Source organism: Pseudomonas sp. URMO17WK12:I11 (assembly GCF_007677725.1).
Lineage (GTDB): Bacteria > Pseudomonadota > Gammaproteobacteria > Pseudomonadales > Pseudomonadaceae > Aquipseudomonas.
Genome location: NZ_VEDF01000013.1, coordinates 41,114 through 64,369 on the forward strand (window position 1 = coordinate 41,114; position 23,256 = coordinate 64,369).

Annotated in this window: 16 protein-coding genes; 4 read left to right on the top strand and 12 right to left on the bottom strand. The window is 65.4% G+C overall.

The window, feature by feature from the left end:
• Nucleotides 1-8: 8 nt before the first annotated feature.
• From FS665_RS20405 to FS665_RS20425, 5 genes are all read right to left on the bottom strand, one after another.
• The gene (locus FS665_RS20405; RefSeq protein ID WP_145192700.1) at nucleotides 9-1,862 is read right to left on the bottom strand and encodes a DUF1302 domain-containing protein; all 1,854 of its coding nucleotides are present in this window, start codon (nucleotides 1,860-1,862) and stop codon (nucleotides 9-11) included.
• Nucleotides 1,863-2,034: 172 nt separating this feature from the next.
• On the bottom strand, nucleotides 2,035-2,466 hold the full coding sequence (locus FS665_RS20410; protein ID WP_145192702.1) for a thioesterase family protein: 432 nt from the start codon (nucleotides 2,464-2,466) through the stop codon (nucleotides 2,035-2,037).
• A gap of 2 nt (nucleotides 2,467-2,468) precedes the next feature.
• The gene (locus tag FS665_RS20415; protein ID WP_145192704.1) at nucleotides 2,469-3,632 is read right to left on the bottom strand and encodes an iron-containing alcohol dehydrogenase; all 1,164 of its coding nucleotides are present in this window, start codon (nucleotides 3,630-3,632) and stop codon (nucleotides 2,469-2,471) included.
• 40 nt (nucleotides 3,633-3,672) lie between these two features.
• Nucleotides 3,673-5,460, bottom strand: coding sequence for an acyl-CoA dehydrogenase C-terminal domain-containing protein (locus tag FS665_RS20420; RefSeq protein ID WP_145192706.1), 1,788 nt, complete (start codon nucleotides 5,458-5,460; stop codon nucleotides 3,673-3,675).
• Entirely contained in the window at nucleotides 5,457-6,695 is a 1,239-nt protein-coding gene (locus FS665_RS20425; RefSeq protein WP_145192708.1) for a 3-hydroxyacyl-CoA dehydrogenase, read from the bottom strand. Before FS665_RS20425 ends, FS665_RS20420 begins: the two co-directional genes overlap by 4 nt.
• Nucleotides 6,696-6,794: 99 nt before the next feature.
• Between FS665_RS20425 and FS665_RS20430 the strand changes: the two genes are divergently transcribed.
• Both FS665_RS20430 and FS665_RS20435 read left to right on the top strand, forming a co-directional pair.
• The gene (locus tag FS665_RS20430) at nucleotides 6,795-7,694 is read left to right on the top strand and encodes a LysR family transcriptional regulator (protein WP_145192710.1); all 900 of its coding nucleotides are present in this window, start codon (nucleotides 6,795-6,797) and stop codon (nucleotides 7,692-7,694) included.
• Nucleotides 7,695-7,795: 101 nt separating this feature from the next.
• Nucleotides 7,796-9,754: an alkyl/aryl-sulfatase gene (locus FS665_RS20435; RefSeq protein ID WP_145192712.1), complete on the top strand. Its 1,959-nt coding sequence runs from the start codon at nucleotides 7,796-7,798 to the stop codon at nucleotides 9,752-9,754.
• Between the two features lie 44 nt (nucleotides 9,755-9,798).
• Here FS665_RS20435 and FS665_RS20440 read toward each other — a convergent pair whose 3' ends face one another.
• Nucleotides 9,799-11,136: a DUF1329 domain-containing protein gene (locus tag FS665_RS20440; protein ID WP_145192714.1), complete on the bottom strand. Its 1,338-nt coding sequence runs from the start codon at nucleotides 11,134-11,136 to the stop codon at nucleotides 9,799-9,801.
• A gap of 153 nt (nucleotides 11,137-11,289) precedes the next feature.
• Between FS665_RS20440 and FS665_RS20445 the strand changes: the two genes are divergently transcribed.
• Nucleotides 11,290-12,252 carry a LysR family transcriptional regulator gene (locus FS665_RS20445; RefSeq protein ID WP_145192716.1) on the top strand — a complete coding sequence of 321 codons (963 nt, stop codon included), beginning with the start codon at nucleotides 11,290-11,292 and terminating at the stop codon, nucleotides 12,250-12,252.
• Here FS665_RS20445 and FS665_RS20450 read toward each other — a convergent pair.
• From FS665_RS20450 to FS665_RS20470, 5 genes are all read right to left on the bottom strand, one after another.
• On the bottom strand, nucleotides 12,237-13,550 hold the full coding sequence (locus FS665_RS20450; RefSeq protein ID WP_145192718.1) for an MFS transporter: 1,314 nt from the start codon (nucleotides 13,548-13,550) through the stop codon (nucleotides 12,237-12,239). The two genes, FS665_RS20445 and FS665_RS20450, sit on opposite strands and share 16 nt — an antisense overlap.
• A gap of 63 nt (nucleotides 13,551-13,613) precedes the next feature.
• On the bottom strand, nucleotides 13,614-14,777 hold the full coding sequence (locus FS665_RS20455) for an acyl-CoA dehydrogenase family protein (protein ID WP_145192720.1): 1,164 nt from the start codon (nucleotides 14,775-14,777) through the stop codon (nucleotides 13,614-13,616).
• Nucleotides 14,778-14,792: 15 nt separating this feature from the next.
• Complete coding sequence (locus tag FS665_RS20460) at nucleotides 14,793-16,340, bottom strand: AMP-binding protein (RefSeq protein WP_145192723.1); 1,548 nt, start codon at nucleotides 16,338-16,340, stop codon at nucleotides 14,793-14,795.
• Between the two features lie 122 nt (nucleotides 16,341-16,462).
• A complete protein-coding gene (locus FS665_RS20465; protein ID WP_145192725.1) occupies nucleotides 16,463-18,013 on the bottom strand; it encodes a sensor histidine kinase in 1,551 nt (516 codons plus the stop codon).
• Nucleotides 18,014-18,097: 84 nt separating this feature from the next.
• On the bottom strand, nucleotides 18,098-18,748 hold the full coding sequence (locus FS665_RS20470) for a dTMP kinase (protein ID WP_145192727.1): 651 nt from the start codon (nucleotides 18,746-18,748) through the stop codon (nucleotides 18,098-18,100).
• 217 nt (nucleotides 18,749-18,965) lie between these two features.
• On the opposite strand from FS665_RS20470, the gene FS665_RS20475 reads away from it, so the two are divergent.
• Nucleotides 18,966-21,500: an HWE histidine kinase domain-containing protein gene (locus tag FS665_RS20475; protein ID WP_145192729.1), complete on the top strand. Its 2,535-nt coding sequence runs from the start codon at nucleotides 18,966-18,968 to the stop codon at nucleotides 21,498-21,500.
• 21 nt (nucleotides 21,501-21,521) lie between these two features.
• On the opposite strand, the gene FS665_RS20480 is transcribed toward FS665_RS20475, so the two are convergent.
• Nucleotides 21,522-23,015: an aldehyde dehydrogenase gene (locus FS665_RS20480; protein ID WP_145192731.1), complete on the bottom strand. Its 1,494-nt coding sequence runs from the start codon at nucleotides 23,013-23,015 to the stop codon at nucleotides 21,522-21,524.
• Nucleotides 23,016-23,256: the final 241 nt, after the last annotated feature.

Here is a 23,256-nt window from a genome sequence, read left to right on the forward strand (position 1 = left end):
TGGTTGTTCTAGAAATTGGCGCCGACGCTCACCGCGATGTAGTCACGATCGCCCCGCGTGCCGTAGTCGCCGTCGAGAAAATCCGTGTAGGCCAGGCTCGCCCAGTACTTGCTGGCCAGGCTCAGGTCGACACCGATGCTGATCGAGCGCGACCCTTCGTTGAATGCCGAACCATCGGCCGGTGAGTACCCTTTGACGTCATGCGACCAAGCCAGGTTGGGACGAATGTCCACACCCTGGATCAAACTTGGGTAGCTCAACGTCGCGCGCAGGCGGTAACCCCAGGAGAACGGCGTGACAAAGCCCTCGCCGTTGCAGTCCTCGGGGCTCTTGGAGATGCTCAGGCACAGGCTGTTATCGGCCAGCTCGCCATTGCCATAAGCACCCGAGCGCCCATAGCGCGGCCCGAAGCGGCCCTCCAGGCCGCCCACATAGGTGGCCCCAACCTCCCCCAGCAACAGCAGCTGGTTGGCACCGAGCACTTGGCCGAAGGCCTGCATGGCCGATACCTGGGCCTGGGTCACTTCCTTGCGCCGGTAACCATCGAACAGGGTGTTGTCCGTCGCTGGGCGCAGGCCATCGGCATTCAAGGGACTGCGCCCGGGAGCGTTGAGCAGCGACTGCAGCACATCGTTGCCATTGAGTTGAACCGGCATGTTCGGGCGGTAGCTCAGTTCGCCCTGAATGGCGGTTCCGCTGCGCATCGTGGTGGCGAACGTCATGCCGTACAGGCGGATATCTTCCGGGTACTGAGCCCGGTACTGCGAGGTGCCCATGCGCAGGGCGCCAGCCAGCGCCTGGCCGCCGCTGGAGGCGAGAAACCCGGCGCACGCCGAAGCGCCGACGCCGGCACTGGCGCACAGTCCCCTGGCAAAGCCGGTGTTGGAGAAGTAACGGCTGCTGACCGTCCCCAGGTACGGCGAGCGGCTGTGATAGTTGGCGGCGAACAGCCCGAACTCGGTGTCCAGTGGCTCGACGAACCAGTGCAACGACACGCCCCATTGGCCACCATCACGGGCATCCTGGTCGGCGCCACGGGGCACGCGCACGCCCTCCTCGGTCAGGGTGACGTCGAAGGGCGCCAGTATCCGGCCCACGGCGGGATCGGTGAGCGATTGCCCGCCCACATCCAGGCCGCGGCAGCCTTCAGGCATGAAGTCGTTACCGGAAAAGAACGTGGCGCAGTTATCCAGGCGCGTCTGCTCCCAGTCCAGCTGGTAGAAGGCATCCAGCGAAACCGCCTGGGTGAGGTTCTGCGTGACGTACAGCAGGTTGACCGGCGCCAGCGCGTCCTTGACCTCGGCGCCCGGACGGCGCAGCGCGGCCTGGTTGAACGGGTTGACCACGTTCAGGCCGCCCTGGATGAACAGGCTCTCGCCCCAGTTCACCACCTGGTTGCCCACCCGCAGCGAGCCCGGTTCGCCATCGATGTCATACAGCGCATAGGCGAAGGCATCGAGTAGCTCGACCGCTGCGGTCTTGGCCGAAACCTGCCGGTTGCGATCGTCGATCGCTACGGCGCGCTGGCTGTGGTCGCGTTGAGCGGTGTCGTACCAATAGCTGCCGCGCACGAACAAACCGAAGTTGCCGTGGCGTAGCTCCAGGTCGTGGGTGCCCTTGAACACGGCAGAAAACACATCCCCGGCGCGGTAGTTGCGGCGCCCGTCATTGCTGTTGGCAGCACGCGCGAGCTTGTGATCGGGATTGGCCGTGCTGATGGCAGTGCCCAACGACAGTGCTGAATCGAAGCGCCCCTGCAGCGGCCCGACATCGAACTGCACGCAGGCGGCAGGCTTGGCGAACAGGCAGCAGAGTACCGCCAGCGGCGCAGTGCGCCGACAGGTGAGAATGATTGCGCTCACTCTGAACCTCTTGTTGTTTTAATCGAGAGTGAAAGACCGGCTTGAGCCTGCCAGCCCCAGCGATGACGGCCGGAACTGGTGTGCAGGAAAGTATCGGGGAGGTACGACGGCGCCCACAAATAGCGTCTTCGGATCACTGCCATGCCGGTTCGTTATGGACCGGCACGACCGTTCACCTGAGCAGCTGATGCAAGGCGTCACGCAGCTTGGCGGGGATGGCGACCGGGCGATTGCTGCTGCGATCGACGAATACATGGCTGAAGCGTCCTGCGGCGCAAGCAGCCGCTTCATCCTCGGCGAACACGGCCAGGGCATAGTGCACCGAACTGTTGCCCAGGCGCGTCACGGCGATGCCCACCTCCAAGCGCTGGGGGAACGCCACGGCGGCGAAGTAATCGCACGCCGAACCTGCCACATACGCCACCACCGGGTCGTGGTGGATATCCAGCCCGGCCTGCTCGATCAGCCACGTGTTCACGGCGCTGTCGAAGTAACCGTAATAGACCACGTTGTTCACATGCCCATACAGATCGTTGTCATGCCAGCGCGTGGTGATCGGCTGAAAGTGACGGTAGGCGCCGCGCAGCGGGCGCTCCCTGGCCATGCTCAAAACGCCGCCTGGTACAGGGCCAGGGCATCGGCGAAGCTGACCTTGCGCGGGTTGTTGACCAGCAGACGCTGTTGCTGCATGGCCTCTTCAGCCAGCAGTTGCAGGCTCTGACGCGGTACGCCAACATCGCGCAAGCGGGTCGGCAGGCCGCAGCGCACTGGTAGCTGCGCAAGTTCGGCGATGAACTGGCTGCACAGGTCGTGGGCATCGCCCGGCACCAGCCGCCGGCCCAGCAACGCCGGTGCCAGCGCGGCATAGTCGGCGAAGGCCTCGCTACGGTTGAACTGCGCCACATGCGCCAGCATCAAGGCATTGGCCAACCCATGCGGGACGTGGAAGCGCCCGCCCAGCGGATAGGCCAGGGCATGCACGGCGGCGACCGGCGCGTTGGCGAACGCCTGCCCGGCCAGGCACGCCCCCAGCAGCATGGCCTGACGCGCTTCGAGGTTGCCGCCGTTGTGCACCGCCTGCTCGAGGTTGCCGGCCAGCAGCGCCAGGGCTTCGCGGGCCAACAGGCTCGACAGGGGGTTGCGCTTGAATTTGCTGGTGGTGGCCTCGATCGCATGCACCATGGCATCGATCCCGGTGGCCGCAGTGATTGCCGGCGGCAGCCCTAGCGTGCGTTCGGCATCGAGCAGCGCCAGGTCGGGCAGCAGCAACGGCGAAATCACCGCCATCTTGGCCGCCTCGCCGGTGGTGATCACCGCCACCGGCGTCACCTCCGAACCCGTGCCCGCCGTTGTCGGCACCTGAATCAACGGCAAGCGCTGGCCCCTGGCCTGGTCGATGCCGTATACCGCTTCGAGGGTCTGCTCGCACTGCGGGTGCGCCAGCAGCGCGACCAGCTTGGCGACGTCCATGGAACTGCCGCCGCCGAAACCGACGATCAGCTCGGCGCCGATGTGCCGGGCGCGGCTGACCGCTGACAGCACGCAGGCATGGCTGGGGTCGGCAGAAACTTCGCTGAACACCGCTGCGCTCAAGTGCGCGTGGGTGAAGCCCGGCAGCAAGTCGTCGAGCATGCCGAGATTGACGATGCCAGGGTCGGTGACGATCAGCACGCGGCGCACGCCGCGCTGCTGGCACAGTGTTGCCAGACGACCGGCGGCACCGGGTTCGCAGAGCAGGTGAGGCGTTGTGGCGAAACTGAATGGCTGCATGGTTCGAGTCCTGTTGTTCTTGTGATTGACGCAGCGAAGCTCAAAAGGCGAAATGCGCAGGTTCCAGGTTCATCAGGCAGTCGGCACCGCCGCGCAGCGCGTCGCAATGGGCGCCCGCGCGCGGCAGAATGCGCCGCCAGTAGAAGTCGGCTGCCTGTACCTTGGCCTGATAGAACGCCTGCTCATCGCTGCCGGCGGCCATCGCCGCACTGGCCCGCTCGGCAGCGCGCAACCACAGCCCGCCAAGCAGCACGTAGCCGCTATAGGCGAGAAAATCGACCGACACCGCGCCGATCTCCTGGGGATCGCAGCGGCAAGCGTCGAGCACTTCGGCGCTGAGGCTGCGCCACTCGTGCAAGCGCTGGATCACCGCCGCCGTCATGCCCGCCAGGGCCTCGACGCGACAGCCCTGAGCGGCCTCGAGCTGCTCATCGATCAGCATGCGCAATTGTTCGCCGTTGTCGGCCAGGAGCTTGCGGCGGATCAGGTCCAGCGCCTGGATACCGTTGGTGCCTTCATACAGCTGGGTAATGCGGCTGTCGCGCATCAGCTGCTCCATGCCCCATTCGCGGATGTAGCCATGCCCGCCGTACACCTGCACGCCGAGGCTGGCGACCTCTTGCCCGACATCGGTGAGGAACGCCTTGACGATCGGAATCAACAACGCCGCACGGCGCCCGGCAGCCGCCTGCACTTCAGGCTCGGCGGCCCCATGCTCCAGGTCCAGCGCCTGCCCGGTATAGGCAGCAAGCAGGCGGCAGCCTTCGGTGAGGGTTTTCTGGGTCAGCAGCATGCGCCGCACGTCGGGGTGGCTGATGATCGGGTCGGCGCTGTGCTGCGGTGCGACCGCCCCGGCCAGGCTGCGCGATTGCAAACGCTCACGGGCGTAGGCCAGCGCACCCTGGAACGCCGCCTCGGCAATGCCCAGGCCCTGCAGACCGACCTGAAAGCGTGCATCGTTCATCATCGTGAACATGCACGCCAGCCCTTGGTTGGCCTCGCCCAGCAACCAGCCACGGGCACCGTCGAAGTTCATCACGCACGTGGCGGCGCCCTTGATGCCCATCTTGTGCTCCAGGGCGCCGCAGCTCAGCGCATTGCGTGCGCCCAGGTGGCCATCGGCGGTGCGTTCGAATTTCGGTACCAGGAACAGGCTGATGCCGCGCACCCCTGGCGGTGCATCGGCAAGCCGCGCCAGCACCAGGTGGATGATGTTGTCGGTGAGGTCCTGGTCGCCACCGCTGATGAAAATCTTGCTGCCGCTGATACGGTAGCTGCCATCACCCTGGGCTTCGGCGCGGGTGCGCAGCAGGGCCAGGTCGGTACCGGCTTGCGGCTCGGTCAGGCACATGGTGCCGGCCCACTCGCCGCTGACCAGCGGCGCCAGGTAATCGGCCTTGAGCGCAGCGCTGCCGTGACGGTGCAAGGCCAGCACCGCGCCCTCGGTCAAGCCCGAATAGATGCGAAACGACAGTGAGGCGCTCATCAGCATTTCGTGGAAACACGCCGACACCAGCTGCGGTAGACCTTGGCCATCGTAGTCGAGCGGGCCGGTCATGCCGCCCCAGCCTTGCGCCACGTACTGTCGATAGGCATCGCGAAAACCATCAGGGCTGATTACCTGGCCGTGCTCCAGGCGACAGCCTTGTTCATCACCCGCGCGGTTGAGCGGCGCGACCACTTCGGCGGCAAACCGTGCACCCTGGTCGAGGATGCCGTCGATGGTTTCCCGGTCCAGGCCGTTGCCAAGGCGCGCACAGTGGGCGCTGGCGTCGAATACCTCATGCAGGACGAACTGCATGTCACGCAAAGGGGCTCGGTAGCTCATGGACGGCCTCCGCGAACGTCGGCCAAGGACTTACCTTCGCTGGCCAAACGCAGCAATAGCCCAGCCGCCCGCCAATGCTCGCCGAACAAACCCTGCAGGCGTTCAAGACGCGCCAGGAGTGCGCCGAGGCCCTGCGTGTCAGCCCAGCGCATCGGCCCGCCAACCTCTGCCGGGAAACCGTAGCCAAAGCGGTACACGCGGTCGATATCCTCGCTGCAGTCGGCGATGCCCTCCTCGAGGATCTTCGCCCCTTCGTTGACCAGCGCGAGCAGGCAGCGCTCGCGGATTTCTTCAGCATCGATGACGCGGCGACGCACGCCCAGGTCCTGGGCGATCTGGATCACCATCGCATCGACTTCAGGATCGTGCTGGGCCTCACGGCTGCCAGGCGCGTAGCGATAATAGCCAACGCCGACTTTCTGCCCGAAACGGCCCTGGGCGCACAGGGCGTTATCGACCTGCACCAGCGCTGCCTCCATGCCCTGCCCGGCCAACTGCCGCGCACGCCACTCAAGGTCGATGCCGACCACGTCGTACATGCGAAACGGCCCCATGGCAAAGCCAAAGGCTTGCAAGGCCTGATCCACTTGCTGCGCGGTGGCGCCTTCGAGCAGCAACTTGCGCGCCTCGGCGACGTACGTGGCGAGCATGCGGTTGCCGATGAAGCCAGGGCAATTGCCGGCCACCACCACTTCCTTGCCCATGCGCCGGCCCAGCGCCTGGGCGGCCTCGAGCACGGCGGGCGCAGTGTCGCGCCCGCGCACGATCTCCAGCAGTTTCATCACATGGGCCGGGCTGAAGAAATGCAGCCCCAGCACCTGCGCCGGGCGTCCGGTGACCCCAGCGATTGCGTCGATATCCAGCGCCGAAGTGTTGCTGGCCAGGATCGCCCCAGCGTTCAGCGTGCTGTCCAGGGTGCGGAAGATCTCCTGCTTGAGGGCAAGGTTCTCGTAGACGGCTTCGATCACCAGATCGACCTCGGCCAGTTCGGCATAGGCGCTCGCCGGCTGTACGCGCGCCAGGCAAGCGTCGGCCTGGGTCTGGTCGAGGCGGCCCTTGGCGACTTGCTGCGCCCAGTGCTGCGCGAGCATCTCAAGCCCTGCCGCAGTGGCCTTGGCGTCGTTGTCCAGCCAGCGTACCGGCAGCCCGGCCTGGGCCAGGCTGATGACGATGCCGCGCCCCATGGTGCCGGCGCCAATCACCGCCGTCTGCTGCACGTCGTAGGAATTACTCACGCATGACACTCCTGATTCGCTGTACGAAGGATTGCCCTCACCCTAGTCAGGCGCCTAGTATTTTTGAAATTTTCATTTTCCATTCCATGTATTTCCAACATGAATATAGCGACCTTCGATCTGAACCTGTTGCGGGTCCTGGACATGCTGCTGCGCGAGCAGAACGTCTCGCGCGCCGCCGAGCGCCTGGCCCTGACGCAGCCCACCGTGAGCAACGCCCTGGCGCGCCTGCGTGACCTGCTCGATGATCCGCTGCTGGTGCGGGTCGGTCGGCGAATGCGCCCCACGCCTCGGGCCTTGGCGCTCGAAGGCCCAATCCGCGCGGCCCTGCAGCAAATCGAACAAACCCTGGGCGCAGGCGACAGCTTCGACCCCGGCCTCAGCCACCGGCAATTGCGCATCGCCCTGACCGACTTCGCCGAGCAGCTGTGCATGCCCAAGCTGCTGGCTACCCTGCAAAGCCAGGCCCCACACCTGCGGGTGGACGTGGTGCATCTGGCGCCCAACTTGCCGGCCGAGGCCCTCGACCGGGGCGAACTGGACCTGGTGCTGGGGCGCTTCGACGAAGTACCGGCGCGCTACGAGCGCCGCCACTGGCGCAGCGAGACCCTGCAGGTGGCGGTGCGCCAAGGCCACCCGCAGATCTGCGGCCAGCTCGACCTGCACAGCTTCCTGACGCTGCGCCACCTGTGGGTGCATGGCGGCCAGACTCGTGGCATGGTCGACCAATGGCTGGCCGAGCAGGGCCTGGCGCGACGCATCGTCTATACCACCCCCAACTACCTGCAGGCGGCGCACTTGGCGGCTACTTCCGACCTGTGCGTGGTGCTGCCCACCGCGCTGGCTCGGCATTTCGCCCGGCTGCTACCGTTACAGCTGTTCGAGCTGCCTTTCGCTCTAGCGCCGTTCGATCTCGAACTGGTGTACCTGGCACACCGCCAGCACGACCCGGCGCTGGCCTGGCTGGTGGCACGGATCATGGACATTCACCCCGGCTGAGCCATCGCATTCGGGTATGGCGGCTCATGCAACAGTGGTATTGGTTGCCAGGCTGGTGCTGTCCTTAGAGTGATCGGCCTCAGAACAACAAGGAACATTCCATGCGCTTTTCTCCCCTGCCTACCTTGCTGGCCCTCGCCCTGCCCCTCGCCGCGCTGGCTCAGGCGCCCGCCAACGACGCCAGCGAATCGACCCGCCAAAGCAACCAGCAATGGCTGCAACGCCTGCCTTTCGACGAGCGCGGCGACTTCGACAACGCTCGCCGCGGCCTGCTCGAAAGCGTCGAGCAGCCGGTGCTCAGTGCCGACGGCAAGACGGTCTGGGACTTGCAGCGCTACGCATTCCTCAACGGCGAGGCACCGGCCACGGTCAACCCGAGCCTGTGGCGGCTGGCGCAGCTGAACACCATCGCCGGCTTGTTCCAGGTCACCGAGGGCATTTACCAGGTACGCGGCCTGGACCTTGCCAACATGACCCTGATCGAGGGCGAGCATGGCCTGATCGTGATCGACCCGCTGCTGTCGGTGGAAACCGCCAAAGCCGGCCTGGCCCTGTATTTTCGTCACCGCCCGCAGCGCCCGGTGGTGGCGGTGATCTACACCCATCCCCACGTGGATCACTTCGGCGGGGTGCGTGGCGTCATCGACGAGGCCGAGGTCAAGGCCGGCAAGGTGCAGGTGATCGCACCGCAGGGCTTCTTCGAGCACGCCATCAGCGAAAACGTGCTGGCAGGCCCGGCCATGAAGCGCCGGGCGCAATACATGTATGGCGCGCCGCTGCCACGCGGGCCGCGCGGTCAAGTGGATGCGGGCTTGGGCAAGGGTGTGCCAGCCAATGCCACGGTGAGCCTGATCGCCCCGACCCGGCTGATCGACAAACCCTTCGAAACCGTGCACATCGACGGCGTGGAAATCGAATTCCAGCTCACGCCCGGCACCGAAGCACCGGCCGAGATGAACCTGTGGTTCCCGGCGCACAAGGCGCTGTGCATGGCCGAGAACGCCTCCCACGTGCAGCACAACGTGCTGACCCTGCGCGGTGCGCAAGTGCGCGACGCCAAGGTCTGGGCGCATTACCTGGACCAATCGCTGCTGCGCTATGGCGAGCGCGCCGAAGTGGTCTTCGCCCAGCACCATTGGCCGACCTGGGGCGCCCCGGCGATTCGCGAGTACCTGGCCGATCAACGCGACATGTACGCCTTCATCGACAGCCAGACCCTGCGCCTGATCAACCGAGGCCTGACCGCGACCGAGATCGCAGCCGAATTGACCAGCCTGCCGCCCCGCCTGGCCAGCAAATGGTACAGCCGCGATTACTACGGCTCACTCAGCCATAACGTGCGCGCGGTGTACCAACGCTACATGGGGTTCTACGACGGCAACCCGGCCACGCTCAACCCGCTAACGCCTACCCAGGCCGGCCAGCGCTATGTCAAGGCCATGGGTGGCGCCGAGCACGTCCTGCGCCAGGGGCGCGAGGCTTATGCGCAAGGCGACTACCGCTGGGTCGCCGAACTCACCCGGCACCTGGTCTTCGCCGAACCTGACAACGGCGCCGCCCGCCAGCTGCAGGCCGATGCCCTCGAGCAGTTGGGCTATCAGAGCGAGAACGCAACCTGGCGCAACGCCTACTTGAGCGGCGCACAGGAGCTCCGTGGCGGCGTGGCGAGCACCGCCAGCAAAGGCGGCAGCGCCGATGACCTGGTGCGCGCACTGACCCCGGCGCTGTTCTTCGACTACCTGGGCGTGCGGGTCGATGCCGCCAAGGCGGCCGAGCAGGACCTGACGATCAACTGGCGTTTTACCGATCTGAATGAAGATTACGCCCTGACCTTGCGTAACGGCGTACTCACCCACCGCGATCTGAACCTGCATGGACAAGCGGACGTGCAGGTGCGTATGAGCAAGGCCACCCTTGACCGCATCGCACTCAAGCAGACCGGCTTCGCCAAGGAAGTCGCGGGCGGGGCCATCGAGGTCAACGGGGAGCGTGGCAAGTTTCTACGCTTCATGGCCGGGCTGGACGAGCCGGACGGGCGCTTCAACATCGTCACCCCTTGACCGGCAGTGTCGCCGCGCAGGCATGGCTGCGCGGCGTCTCAGGCTCAGCGCAACCCCTGGCTACGCAAGGCGCCGGGGGAAAAGTACGAAGCGCTGGTGCGCACATCGAAGGCAAACGGCCTGGGCTGCTCGTTGGTCAGCCCGGACAGCTGGTAGCGCCCGCTGCGCAGGTCGTAGATCACTTCCATGGCATTGACCAACGCCTGCCCGGTGACGTGGTAGTAGCTGTGCGCCTGGGCAGTGCGCCACAGCTGGCCGCTGCGGTCGAAGAAGTCGGCCTCGACGATGGTCCAGCTGTCTTCGTCGAGGTAATAGCGCCGGCTGGCATACACGTGCTCGGCGCCTGGCTTCAACGTGCCCTCTATTTCCCAGACCCGATGCAATTCATAGCGCGTAGGTTGCGCCTTGACATGGCCAGGCCCGACCAGCGCGGCGTAGCCGAGTTGCGGCGAGGCCAGGCGATAGCTGTTGTACGGCACGTGCAGGGTCCTCTTGCCGAGCAGTTTCCAGGTGTACAGGTCCGGGGCGCCGCTGAACATGTCGCGGCTGTCGGCGGTGCGCAGCCCGGCGGTGCCCGGCGTGATGCTGTCATAGGCCAGCGCCGGGGCGCGGCGTACGCGCCGTTGGCTGCTGCTGTAGAGCCACGACAAGCGCGGCTGGGCAACCTGGTCGAGGGTTTCGTGCAGCACTACCGCATCGCCGGCCAGGCGCGATGGCGCCGTCATCCGGTAGCTCCAGTAATACAGCACTTTGCCGGGCTGGGCATCGGCCAGGCCATCGGGACGGGCGAACACCTGCTGCGCGCTGGTGGTGGCGAAACGCCCGTCGCCGCGTGGCGTGACGCTGTCCGAGGCCAGGCTGTAGCTGGCGTTGCGCGGCCGTGTCAGGTGGTTCCACAGCACTTGCAGGCCGTTGCCCGGTTGCGGGAAGGCCACCACGCCGGCGAAGCCTTGCACGCCATTGCCAGCGTTGACCAGGCGCGCGCTGCTCGCGTTGTGCCGGGCCCACGCGGCCACTTGCGGCGGCACCGCGACACTGCGGTGCGACGGGTACACCGGCAGGCTGAAGGTCTTCGGATAGCGCGCCAGCAAGGCCAGCTGCCCGGCGCTGAGCTGCTCGCGGTAACGTTGGGCGTTGGCTGCGGTAATGGTGTACAGCGGCTGCTCGGCGGCGTAGGGGTCCAGCGGGGTGCCGTTGACTGCCAATGCCACCTGCCGCGCTTGCAGGCCACCCGTCCAGGCAGGGATGCGCCCGTCAGCGCTGGCACTACGCTCGGCACCCAGCGGGGTCAGTTGCGCGGGTAGCGGCGCGGCGCCTGCGTTGGCTTGCAACAGGCTGGCAACGAGTAGCAGCAGATAGGATAACGCACATGCACGTTTCATCAGGGTGGCCTCTTGTTGTTATACACACCTGGCCGGGCAGGCTTGCCTTGGCCTGCCCTTTCCGGGTGATACTAGGAGCCACGCTTCGAACCCCACAAATAACGTGTTCGGATACGTGCCATATCAGTTCGGCATAGCCTTGGAACCGCTCCGATGACCTTGAAACAGCTGCGTTACCTGATCGCCATCGTCGAAGCCGGCAGCTTCAGTTCCGCCTCGCGCCGGGCCTACATCGCCCAGCCGGCGCTGAGCCGACAGATCGGCCTGCTGGAGAGCGAACTGGAGATGCAGCTGCTCGATCGTCAGCACGACGGCATCGCCCTGACCGCAGCTGGGCGCCAGTTGTACGAAGTGGCACGGCAGGTCGTGCAAAAGCTCGACTCGGTCAAGGATGAGCTGAAATCCACGCGCGGGGCGCCGAAGGGCCACGTCGCCATCTCCATCCCGGCGACGGCTGCCGACCTCTTGCTCCCAGAGATCGTCAGGCGCGCTGAACAGCGCTTCCCCGGCGTCAGCCTGACGGTATGGGATGGCCTGAGCCGTGAGGGTGGCCAGGCGATCGAGTTGGGCAAGGTGGACTTCGGCGTAGTGCCCAATGCCGAGGAGCTGGACAACGTCGAAGCCGAGGCCATCTTCACCGAAGCGCTGTACTGGGTCGGCCCATCGACGCCCGGGGCTGCGGACACCATCACCCTGGCTGAGGCCGCAGCTACCCGCCTGGTGCTGCCGCCGCGTGGGCTGCACCTGCGCCGACGCATCGAACAGGCGGCGATGGAAGCTGGCGTGCCCTTGGCCGCCACCTACGAGCAGCAGTCAGCGCCGGGCATCGCCAGCCTGGTGCGCTCCGGGCTGGCCGCCACCATCAGCAACTGGCCGCCGCTCAGCGTGCTGCTCGAACCCACCGCCGCGCGGCGCATCGTCGAGCCGCGCATCAACCGCACCATCGCCCTGGCCCACTCGCGGCACAAGCCGCTGTCGTTCGCTGCCGGGTGCCTGCGCGACCTGGTGCGTGGCTTGCTGATCGAGCTGGTCAACAGCGGGCACTGGCGTGGCGAGCTGATCGGCCGTGACGAGCAGCCGCTGGAATCCGCCTTGGGTGTTCAGTTGGCGGTTTGAGACACCGCCGCAACGCTCGGCTGCGGCTTCGCCTCGCGCAGCCGCAACGCGGTACGCTGCGGATTCAAGGTCACCAACCCGGCCACGCCCGCCACCACCAGCACTATCCCGCAAACCAGAAAGCCCTGGGCGTAGCCCGATGGATGCGCGGCGCCTGCGCCTTGTACCAGCACCCCGGTCACCACCGGTGCCGCCAACCCGGCCAACGAGGCGATACCGTTACCGATCGCCAGCACCCCGCCGCGCTGCGAAGCCGGGGTGAACTCAGCCAGCATGGCCGGCCCCACCGAGTACATCACCAGCGCCAGGCCGCCGCTGAAGGTCAGCGCCGCGATGCGCACGGCAGTGCTCAGCCCCGGCAGGATCAACGACGCCGACAGCAACCCGGCCAGCACCAGGCACAGGGAGACGAACACCCCACGGGCCAGTCGCGACGGCATGCCGGCGCGCATCAGGCGCTGCGACAACCACGCCAGCAGCAGGCTCAGCGGCGTAGTCACCACCACGAACATGACGAAGATTCGCCCGGTCTGCAGCGGGTCGATGCCCAAGCCCACCTGCAGGTAGCTCGGCACCCAGGTCAAGGTCAGTGCCAGTGACCAGTTGGCGGCAAAATGACACAGGTAGTTGCCGACCACGCTGGGGTCGCTGAGCAGCTTGCGGTAGCCGACGCGCGCCTGGTCGCCCTTCAGCTGGCTGGCGCGCAGGCGTTCAAGGGTGCCTTCCTGGCCCAGCCGCCACCACAGCAGGCACCACGCCAGGCCGACCACGGCGAGGATGATGAAGTTGCTGCGCCAACCATAGTGCAGGCTGACCCAGGGAATCATCGCCCCAGCCACCAGCAAGCCCATGGCGCTGCCGGCATGCAGCAGGGCCACCGGCAGGTTGCGCCGATCGTTGGGAAACCACTTGTACAGGGCATGGGTCGCCACCGGTGAGGCAGGGCCTTCACCGATGCCCAGCAGCACCCGGCAGGCGACGATGGCCCACAGCGAGGTGGCGAACAGCATGGGCAGTTGGATCACCGCCCAGAACAGGCCCATGCCCAACAGCAAGGTTCGGGTCGGCCTACGGTTGGCCATGAAGCCACCGACCACGGCGGACACGGCGAAAAACCAGTGCAAGGCGCCGCCGATCAGGCCGAATTCGGTGGCCGACAGCCCCAGCTCGGCGCTCATCGGCACCGCCACCAGGCCGATCACCACCTTGTCGAGAAAGTTGATCAACATCAGCAAGGCCAGCAACACGGCGATCAGCCAGGCAGTACGAGGTTTGGGCAGGGCGTTATCCGCAGTCATGGCAAGTACTCTTGTTATTGTTGTGCAGGGGCAAAAAAGGCCGCCTGGCAGGCGGCCGCAGCATCAGCTGGGCATCAGTACGCCCTTGGCGATGGTGTTGCGCTGAATTTCACTGGTGCCGGTGAGGATGCGCATCATCCGCGTGGCGCGGAATATCCACTCCACCGGGCTGCCCTGCAGCAGGCCAGAGCCTCCATGCACCTGCACGGCCTTGTCGGCGATGCGGAACGCAGCTTCCGAGACGAACAGCTTGCACATCGGCGCCTGGGTGCGGATATCGCCGCCGGCATCGTTCAACTGTGCGGTGGCGTAGACCATGCTGCGCGCTGCGTGCAGCTCGGTGGCCATGTCGGCGATCATGTGGTTGACCGCCTGGAACATGGCGATCGGCTGGCCGAATTGCTTGCGGCTGCGGGCATGCTCGATCGACAGCTTCAGGGCCAGGCCGGCCAGGCCCAGCAAGGTCGGGCAATGCAGCAGGCGGTTGAGGGTGATACGCCCCATGGCCAGCTTGAAGCCCTGGCCCTCTTCGCCGATCAGGCTGCTGGCCGGGACCCGTACGTCCTCCAGCACGATGTCGCCGTGAGCGCCGCCGCCGGACATCACGGCATAGTCGCTCTCCACCCTCACCCCCGGTGCCTTGAGGTCGACGAAGAACGCCGAGATGCCTTGGGCGCCCTGCCCTGGACCGGTGACCGCCAGCAACACTGCAAGGTCGGCGTAAGTCGCACCGGAAATGAAGCGCTTGCGGCCGCTGAGCACGTAATACTCGCCCTCCCGCCGCGCCTGGGTACGAATGGCGGTCGCATCGGAGCCGGCCTCGGCCTCGGTCAGAGCAAAACACACGGCTTTCTCGGCCCGGCACACGGGCAGCAGAAACTGCTCGACCTGCGCCGCGCTGGCCACCTTGAACAAATGGCCGACCCGCGGCGGCCCCGACAGCTCGCCCAGGACATGGGGGGCCAGCATCGAGCCGGTCAGCACCGCCGCCTCCTTGACCGCGCACAGGTCGGCTACATTCAGCCCCGCGCCGCCCATCGCTTCAGGCAGCATCACGCCATACAGCCCCTGCTCGCTGGAGCGCTTCCAGACCTCGCGCAGCGCCGCCTGCGGATGCGGCCGCGCCCAGTCGAGCTGCGCCTGCTGCTCCAGCGGGCGAACCTGGTCGCGAACGAAGCCTTCGAGGGCTTCGATGATTTGTGCAGCCTTCGCACTCGGTTGATACATGCTCATGCTCCCAGGTCAGATTCGACGTTCGCTGTGTTGCCAATAGGCATCGCGCACCAGGCGGCGCACCACTTTGCCGTTGGGGTTCTTGGGCAGTTCGCTGACGAAATCCACGCCTCGGGGCTTCTTGAAACCGGCCAGGGCGCGGCCGCAGCGTTCGATCACTTCGGCAGCCTGCAGCTGCGCGCCCGGCTTGAGCACCACCACCGCCTGCACCGCTTCGCCCCACTGCTCGTCGGGGACACCGACCACCGCCGCCTCGAAGACCTCGGGGAAGGCGTAGATCACCTGCTCCACTTCGCTGGGGTATACGTTGAAGCCGCCGGAAATGATCATTTCTTTCTTGCGGTCGACGATGAACACATAGCCGTGGGCATCCACCGTGGCCAGGTCGCCGGTGAGGTAATAGCCATCGCGCATCACCTCGGCGGTAAGCTCAGGCGCGCGCCAGTATCCCTGCATGATGTCCGGGCCCTTGACCACGATCTCGCCGATCTCGCCTGGCCCCACGTCTTCGAAGGCTTCGTTGACGACACGCAGGTCAGTCTCGAAGTAGCAGCGACCGCACGAGGCCAGACGCTGGTAATCGCCATTTTCGACCAGATGGTCCTGCTCGGTCAGCACCGTAACCAGCGAGCAGGTTTCCCCGGCGCCGTAGCCCTGGGCCAGAATCGGCCCGAACAGCTCGATGGCGCGCTTGACCAGTGCCGCCGGCATCGGCGCTGCACCGTACATGACCAGCTTCAGGCTGGACAAATCGAAGCCCTCGACCCCCGGATAATTGACCAGGCGGTTGATCATCGCCGGCACCAGGAACAGGCGCGTCACCCGCTCGCGTTCGATGGCCTCGAGCAGCAAGCGATCGTCGTAGCGTTCGAGCAACAGGTTGCAGGCGCCCACCGCCAGTAGCGGCATGATCTGCATGCCACTGGCATGGGTAATCGGCCCGACATGCGCCATGACATCGTCCGGGCCGGAGCGCCGGGTCGGGCTCGCGATGCTCTTGCGCACCAGCGCCTTGCGGTTGCCGAACGACAGCATCGCGGCCTTCAGCACCCCGGAGCTGCCGGAGGTGTAGTGCAGCACCGCCAGCGCGTCGTCGCCAGGGTCGAGGGCCATCGGCACCTCGCTGCCACGCTCGAGCAGCGCCGAGTAAGCGATATCACCGCAGTCGCCCTCCAGGGCGATGATGTGGCGCAGCAGCGGCAGTGCGCTGCGGTGCTCGGCCAGGGCCTGGGCGAAGCTGTGGTCGGTGATCAGGGCAACGCTACAGGCATCTTCCAGCACGCGGATCACTTCATCGAGCGACAGCCGCGCATTGATCGGCACCTTGACCATCGCCGCCTTGTACAACGCCACTTCCGCCTCCACCAGCTCGACACGGTTGGCGGCCAGGATCGCCACGTGCTCGCCGGCGCCGATGCCAAGCGCGCCAAGCCCCGATGCCAGGCGGTTGCTGCGCCGCTCGAGCTCGGCGTAGGTCAGGCGCCGCTGACGGTCCGCCACCGCCGGGCGCTCAGGCCAGTAGCGGGCGCTGCGGGTAATGATCTTTCCAAGGTTCACGTTATTGTTCTCGTCGACAGGAAGACATCGACGATGCTAAACAGCCAGGCGCTGGCCCATGAAATACCAGTTCCCGATGCCAGCCATAACGTTTTTGACTGGCGGCCCGCAACCCGTGGCGGTCAGAGCTTGAAGCGCACGTGAATGCAGCTCTTGCCTTCGCGTTTCTCGATGCTCACCGCGGCACTGCCGTATCCCGAGTAGCTTTTCACCAGGCGCATGCCAAGCCCAGTCCCCGTCGGTTTGGGGTAGGTATCGGGGAAACCGTCGCCTTCATCCTCGACCGTCACCCGCACATGATCGCCGGCATGCAGCAGAGACACCTCGACGGTGCCCTTGCCATACTTCAAGGCATTGGTGATCAACTCGGAAATCACCAGACCCAACGGCGCCATGCGCTCGGGCGGCAGCACGAAGTCGTCGGCCTGCAACAGGATCTGCCGATCGGCCAGTGCCTTGCCCAGGTCGCCCAGCAAGGCGCTCAGGTAGGGCCTGGCCATCACGCCTTGGTTGCCATGGGCGTGATAGAGCCGCTCGTGCACGTTGGCGATGGTCACCACCCGCCCGGCGGCAGTTTCCAACTGGTGCTTGACGGCGCTGTCGGGGGTCAGGTTGGCCTGTAGCAACAGCAAGGTATTGACCAGGTGCAGACTGTTCTTGACCCGGTGATCGATTTCTTCAAGGTACAGGTCGCTGGCGTCCTGCCGGCTATTCTGCGCCTCGATCAGCGACAGCAGGCGCGCTTCGTAGGCATGGCGCTCGGTGATGTCGCGCGACACCGCGATCATCCGCGTCACCTGAGCCTCGCTGTCCAGAATCGGTGCCACCGTGACGTCCCACCACTTGGCTTCCTGCGGGGCGGTCGGCAGACACGCTTCGAACCTTGCCGTCTCTCCGGTCAGCACCTTGGTCAGGGCCTCGACCACCAATGGCTGGGCATCGGCCGGCCACAGGTTGACCCAGTACTGGCCTTGGATCTCGCTCAGCGCGGCCAGGTGCATGTGCGCCAGCCCTTGTTCGTTCATGAACTCGATGGCCCCGTCGGCCGACAGTATCTTCACGCAGTCCGGGCTTGCGTTGAGGAAGCTCTCCGAATAAGGATCCGGATGTGGTGCTTCCAGGCCTGCCGCGATGCGTTCGGCGGACAACGAGATGACATTGGAGATGCCTTCGAGAAACACCAGGTCGCTTTCGACGAAGTCCTCGCCATTGCTACTGTCGGCCTCCAGCACCCCGAACGGGCCGAGCGGGCCGCGAATCGGCACGTTGATGGCACGCTCGATGCCGTATTTCTTCAAAAGATCCGGGGTGCGGAAGCGCTCCTCCAGCCCAAGATGATTGGACAGCACCGGGCGGTAGGTCGCCAGGGCGTACCCGGCTGGGCTGGCGATATCGGCGCCGACGGTGGCGTGGCCGATATCGTCTTCATCCCAACCCACCCCGTGGGAAAGCACATAGTCTTCGCTGTCGGCGAGCGGCTGCAGCACCTTGGCGAAGCGCGTACTCATGCCGTCGGCCACCACCACGCAAGCCTGGGTGAGCAATCGGTCAAGGTCGTCGACTTTCAGCGACATGACGCCAAACTCGACCACCAGCTCGTGCTGGCGGTGAAGCCGGTCATGGGATTTTTTCAAGGCGGCCCGAATGGTTTCGTCCGGCGGTAGCTGTTGCATGACCACTCCATCCAGATACTCAAGGGTGAAAATGTAAGGTGTTCGGCCAAGCCGCCGTTTCGCTCTGCCTAGAAAACATAGACGCTAATTGGCGGCAGGTAGAGGCAGTTGCATGAACAGGCGCTGATCGGCGACGGCCGTGATCGCTGCCAGCAATTGCTCGGTGGCCTGCTGCAGCGAACCTTCGTTGCGACACAACAGCCAACCTTGGGCCACAGCGGCCTGCTCGAAGGCCTCGGTGGCAGCAATCTGTTCTTCAAGTCTGAAGGTAACCGTGCTGGCCAGCCCACGCGGCCGCGCAGTAGCCCGCGCCCAGGACAGGTCCGGCGCGGTGACGACACCGACGTGCAGATCGGGCACGCGCACGTGGGCGTCGAGGTTCAGCCGCAGGACCTCGTCGAAGGGCACGCCGCGCCTGAAGGCTGCATCGGAGGGGTACCAACGGTCGATCAGGATGATGCTGTGCAACGGCTGCTTGGGCAACACCTGCTCGCTGATCCAGGCGCGGCTGCGCGCCAGGCGCTCGCACACCTGCAGCTCCAGCGCTCGCGAGGGCTGTCGCGCCTGCTGGTTGACCAACGCCATGGTGTCAGCGCGAAAAGGGTCGCTCTTGCGTTCGCACAGGCGAATGACCTTGCGCTTATCGGCCCGCAGCGCCTGCGTCAGGGCCTCGAGCAGCGTAGTCTTGCCAGTGCCCTTGGGCCCATCCAGAGAAACAAACAGCGGGCGATTCATCAGGCAGTTCCGAAGCGGCGAGGATGCGGATCATGCACTGAAATGCGGTCCAGGTGTGCATTTCCCGACGAGAGTACATCTGTACTCTTGAGGTGCTACGGCGGACAAAGATTTATCGCACCACTACCCGATTACAGCAGTCGATGCTGTACTGTACGCAGCAGCAGGCAACCCTCGTCGCGGGTGGCCGACATTTCATTCTCTTGGCAAGGGCTCAATGACCTCGGAACCTCAGGTAAACCTGACCAACTGCGATCGCGAACCAATCCAGATCCCAGGCAGCATACAACCCCATGGCTGCCTGCTGGCCTGCGATGCATCGGCCAGTACCGTGCTGCGCCACTCGGCCAACCTCGCCCAGATGCTGGGCATCAGCGGCGCGATCAACGGCCGGAAACTTCACGCTATTCTTGGCGACGAGCTTGCGCATGAGGTGCGCAATTCGTTGGCGCGTACCCGTGAGGGCGGGCGCCCTGCGCAGACATTCGCCGCCATGCTGCCTTCGGGGCAGGCCGTGGATATCTGCGCCCACGTGTACAAGGGCAACGCGATCATCGAGTTCGAGCCTGCCGGGGGTAGCATTGCCGAACCCATCGAACTGGCACGCACGCTGATCGCCCAGTTGCGCGAAATCGACCAGACCGGCAAGCTTTTTCGCGACGCAGCACGGTTTCTGCGCGCGCTGCTTGGCTATGACCGCGTCATGATCTACCAATTGGGCGCCGACGGCGCCGGCAAGGTGGTGGCCGAAGCCAAGCGCAACGACCTGGAAAGTTTCCTTGGCCAGTATTTTCCTGCCTCCGATATTCCCCAGCAGGCCCGCGCGCTGTATTTGCGCAATCTGATCCGGGTGATTGCCGACAGCCAGTTCCAGACCGTCGCCATCGAGCCTCTGCTGGACCTATCAGGCGAACCGCTGGACCTGTCCTATGCGCATTTGCGCAGCGTTTCGCCGATCCACTGCGAGTACCTGAGCAACATGGGCGTCGGCGCCTCGATGTCGATCTCGGTGATCGTCAACGGTGCGCTGTGGGGGCTGATCGCTTGCCACCACTATTCTCCTCGCACCCTCAGTATGGGCCAACGCCTGGCGGCGGAGATGTTCGGTGAGTTCTTTTCATTGCATATCGAGACCCTGCGCACGCGGCACAACCTGGAAGCGGCGGTCAACGTACACCATGCGCTCGAGGCGCTGCTGCGCGACGCCAACCACACGACCGACCTGGAGACGGTATTCCACGCTCGCCTGGACGCGTTCAAGTCGCTGATCCCCTGCGACGGCATTGGCATGTCGTTCAATGGCCGTTGGTCATCGTCCGGACTGACGCCGCCTCGCACGGCGGTACCGGACCTGCTGCGCCTGGCCGAATCGGTCAGCGAAGGCAAGACCTGGGCGTCGCACTGGCTGTCCACGGTGCACCCTGCGGCCGTGACCTACGCCACCGACGTCTCCGGCATGCTGGTGATCCCCATGTCGCTGCAGCCGCGTGACTACTTGCTGCTGTTCCGCAAGGAAGTGGTCACCACCCTGGACTGGGCCGGCGACCCTAACAAGACGTACGCCAGCGGCGCCCATGGTGACCGCCTGACCCCGCGCAAGAGCTTTGCAATCTGGAAAGAAACCGTGCACCAGCAGTGCGTGCCCTGGGATGAACAGGACCGCCAGTTCGGCGAAGCGATCCGCTCAGCCATCGTCGAGGTGGCGCTGCACAACAGCGAACTGTTGGCCAACGAGCGCTCCAAGGCCGAAGTGCGCCAGCGTATCCTCAATGAAGAACTCAATCATCGGGTCAAGAATATCCTGTCGCTGATCGGCGCATTGGTGTCACATCCCACCACCGAACAACAAACCCTCAAAGATTACGTAAAGACCCTCAAGGGGCGTATCCATGCCCTGTCACTGGCCCACGATCAGGTCGTGCGCGGTGATGGCGGCGGTCGCCTGAGCGCCTTGCTCGACGCAGAACTCTCGCCCTACCGCACCTCGGCCGAGGCCATCGAAGTGAGCGGGCCGAACGTGATCCTCGATGCCCGCGCCTATTCGGTGATGGCCCTGGTGCTGCATGAATTGGCGACCAATGCGGCCAAATACGGCGCGCTTTCACGGGCTGGCGGCAAATTGAACGTGAGCTGGGTAGTCGATGCCGGCAGCGCCTGCGAGATCACCTGGCGCGAGAGCGGCGGCCCTGCGGTGCTGCCCCCGAGCCGCAGCGGCTTTGGCACCGTGCTGATCGATCGCAGCATACCCTTCGACCTGGGCGGCGTCAGCCACGTCGAATATCTACCAGAGGGCCTGGTGGGCAACTTCCGCATCCCCGCCAAGCACCTGTCGGTGGCCGAGTCCTTGGAATCTACAGCGGCGACCGATGCTGCCATGGCACCCGCCGCAGACTTCGCCGCCCGCGCCGACGTGTGCGTACTGATTCTGGAAGACCAATTGGTGATCGCCGTCGGCCTGGAGCAGATCCTCAACGACGCGCAGATCAACGATGTGATCACCGCAGGCAGCGAAGACGAAGCGCTCCGCTTGCTCAGCGGGCGCACGCCGGATGCGGCCATTCTCGATATCAACCTGGGCACCGGGACTTCGGTAAGCGTGGCCGACGAGCTGGTGCGCCGCAGCGTGCCGTTCTTGTTCGCGACCGGCTATGGAGATGGCGCGAGCATTCCCGAGCACCTCAAGCACATCCCCGTGGTGCGCAAGCCCTACGATGCCCACACCATCCTGGCCAGTCTGCAGCACTTGCTGTAGCACAGGCACAGCCGGCTGCGCTCAACCGCGCAGCTGGAACCAAGTGGTCTTCAACTGCGAGTACTTGTCGAACGCGTGCAGCGACAAGTCACGACCGAAGCCAGACTGCTTGCCGCCGCCGAACGGCACGCTGACATCCAGCGCATCGACCGTGTTGACCGACACCGTCCCGGCCTTGAGCGCTCGCGCCACGCGGTGTGCGCGGTTGAGGTCATCACTCCACACCGACGCCGCCAGGCCATACACGCTGTCATTGGCCAGCGCCACGGCCTGCGCTTCGCTGTCGAAGGCGCTGACCGCCAGCACTGGCCCGAAGACTTCTTCACGGGCCAGGTCCATGGCGTTGTCGACGCCAGCAAACACGGTCGGTTCGATGTAGTTGCTCGAGGCGCCGATGCGCAGGCGCTGACCACCACAGACGAGCTGCGCGCCCTGCGCCTGTGCCTGCTCGATCGCCCGCACAATGCGCGTGGTTTGCTCGGCATCGACGATGGCACCGGCACGGCTGGCCGGGTCCAGCGGGTGGCCCGGCATCCACAGGCGGGCTTTTTCGCGCAGGCGCTCGAGGAACGCGTCATGAATCGACCGCTCGACGTACAGCCGCGAGTTGGCCGAGCATACTTCGCCCTGGTTGAAGAAGATGCCGAACGCTGCCTTCTCAGCGGCCAGGTCAAGGTCCTGGCAATCGGCGAATACCAGGTTGGGGCTTTTGCCACCGCATTCGAGCCACACCTGCTTGAGGTTGGATTGCGCCGAATACTGCATGAAGTACTTACCGACCTGGGTGGAGCCGGTGAACACCAGGCAATCCACGTCCATGTGCAGCCCCAGCGCTCGACCGGCCGTTTCGCCGAGCCCCGGCAACACGTTGAGCACACCTTCGGGCAACCCGGCTTCAAGCGCCAGTTCGCCCAGGCGCAGTGCCGAAAACGGTGATTGCTCGGCAGGCTTGAGTACCACGCTGTTGCCGGCAGCCAGGGCCGGGGCCAGCTTCCAGGCGGCCATGTCGAGCGGGAAGTTCCACGGCACCACGGCCGCCACCACGCCCAACGCTTCGCGGGTGATGGTGGCCAGGGCATTGGCGGCGGTAGGCGCGACCTGATCGTACAGTTTGTCCAGCGCCTCGCCGTACCAGGCGAAGACCTGCGCCGAGCCTGGCACGTCGATGCTGTAGGCATCCATGACGGGCTTGCCCATGTTCAGCGAATCGAGCAGCGCCAGTTCTTCGCGGTGGGCCATGATCAGTTCGGCCAGGCGCAGCAGCACGTTCTTGCGCTCGAGCGGTGCCATGCGTGCCCACGGGCCCTGTTCGAAGGCGCGGCGCGCCGCGCCTACCGCCAGATCGACCTCGGCCGTATCACTGGCGGCGACGCGCGCCAGCACGTGGTTGCTGGCCGGGTCGATGGCATCGAACGTAGTGCCACTGACGGCGTTCACCTTGCGCCCGCCGATCAGCGCCTTGTCCGGCAAACTGAGGGCTGAGGCGCGTTGCTGCCAGTATCCGAGATCGTGCATAGACACTCCTGACGACCGTCTGAGCGGTCTGCTGGTTGGGTTTCGGGAGGTCATTCTTGGCGCAGCGCAAGTGACGGCGAAACCAGCTTTTTCCTGCCTCCTGCAGAGGAAAAAAATGCTCCCCCGAAAGGGTGATTTCGGCCCTTGCCGGGGTGTGGGAGCATGCAACGGCCCCACCTGAACCAAGCCTGCACCCGACTCCCCTTGCCAGTAGCGAGCCGCGCTCGCCTGCTGCGGCTTC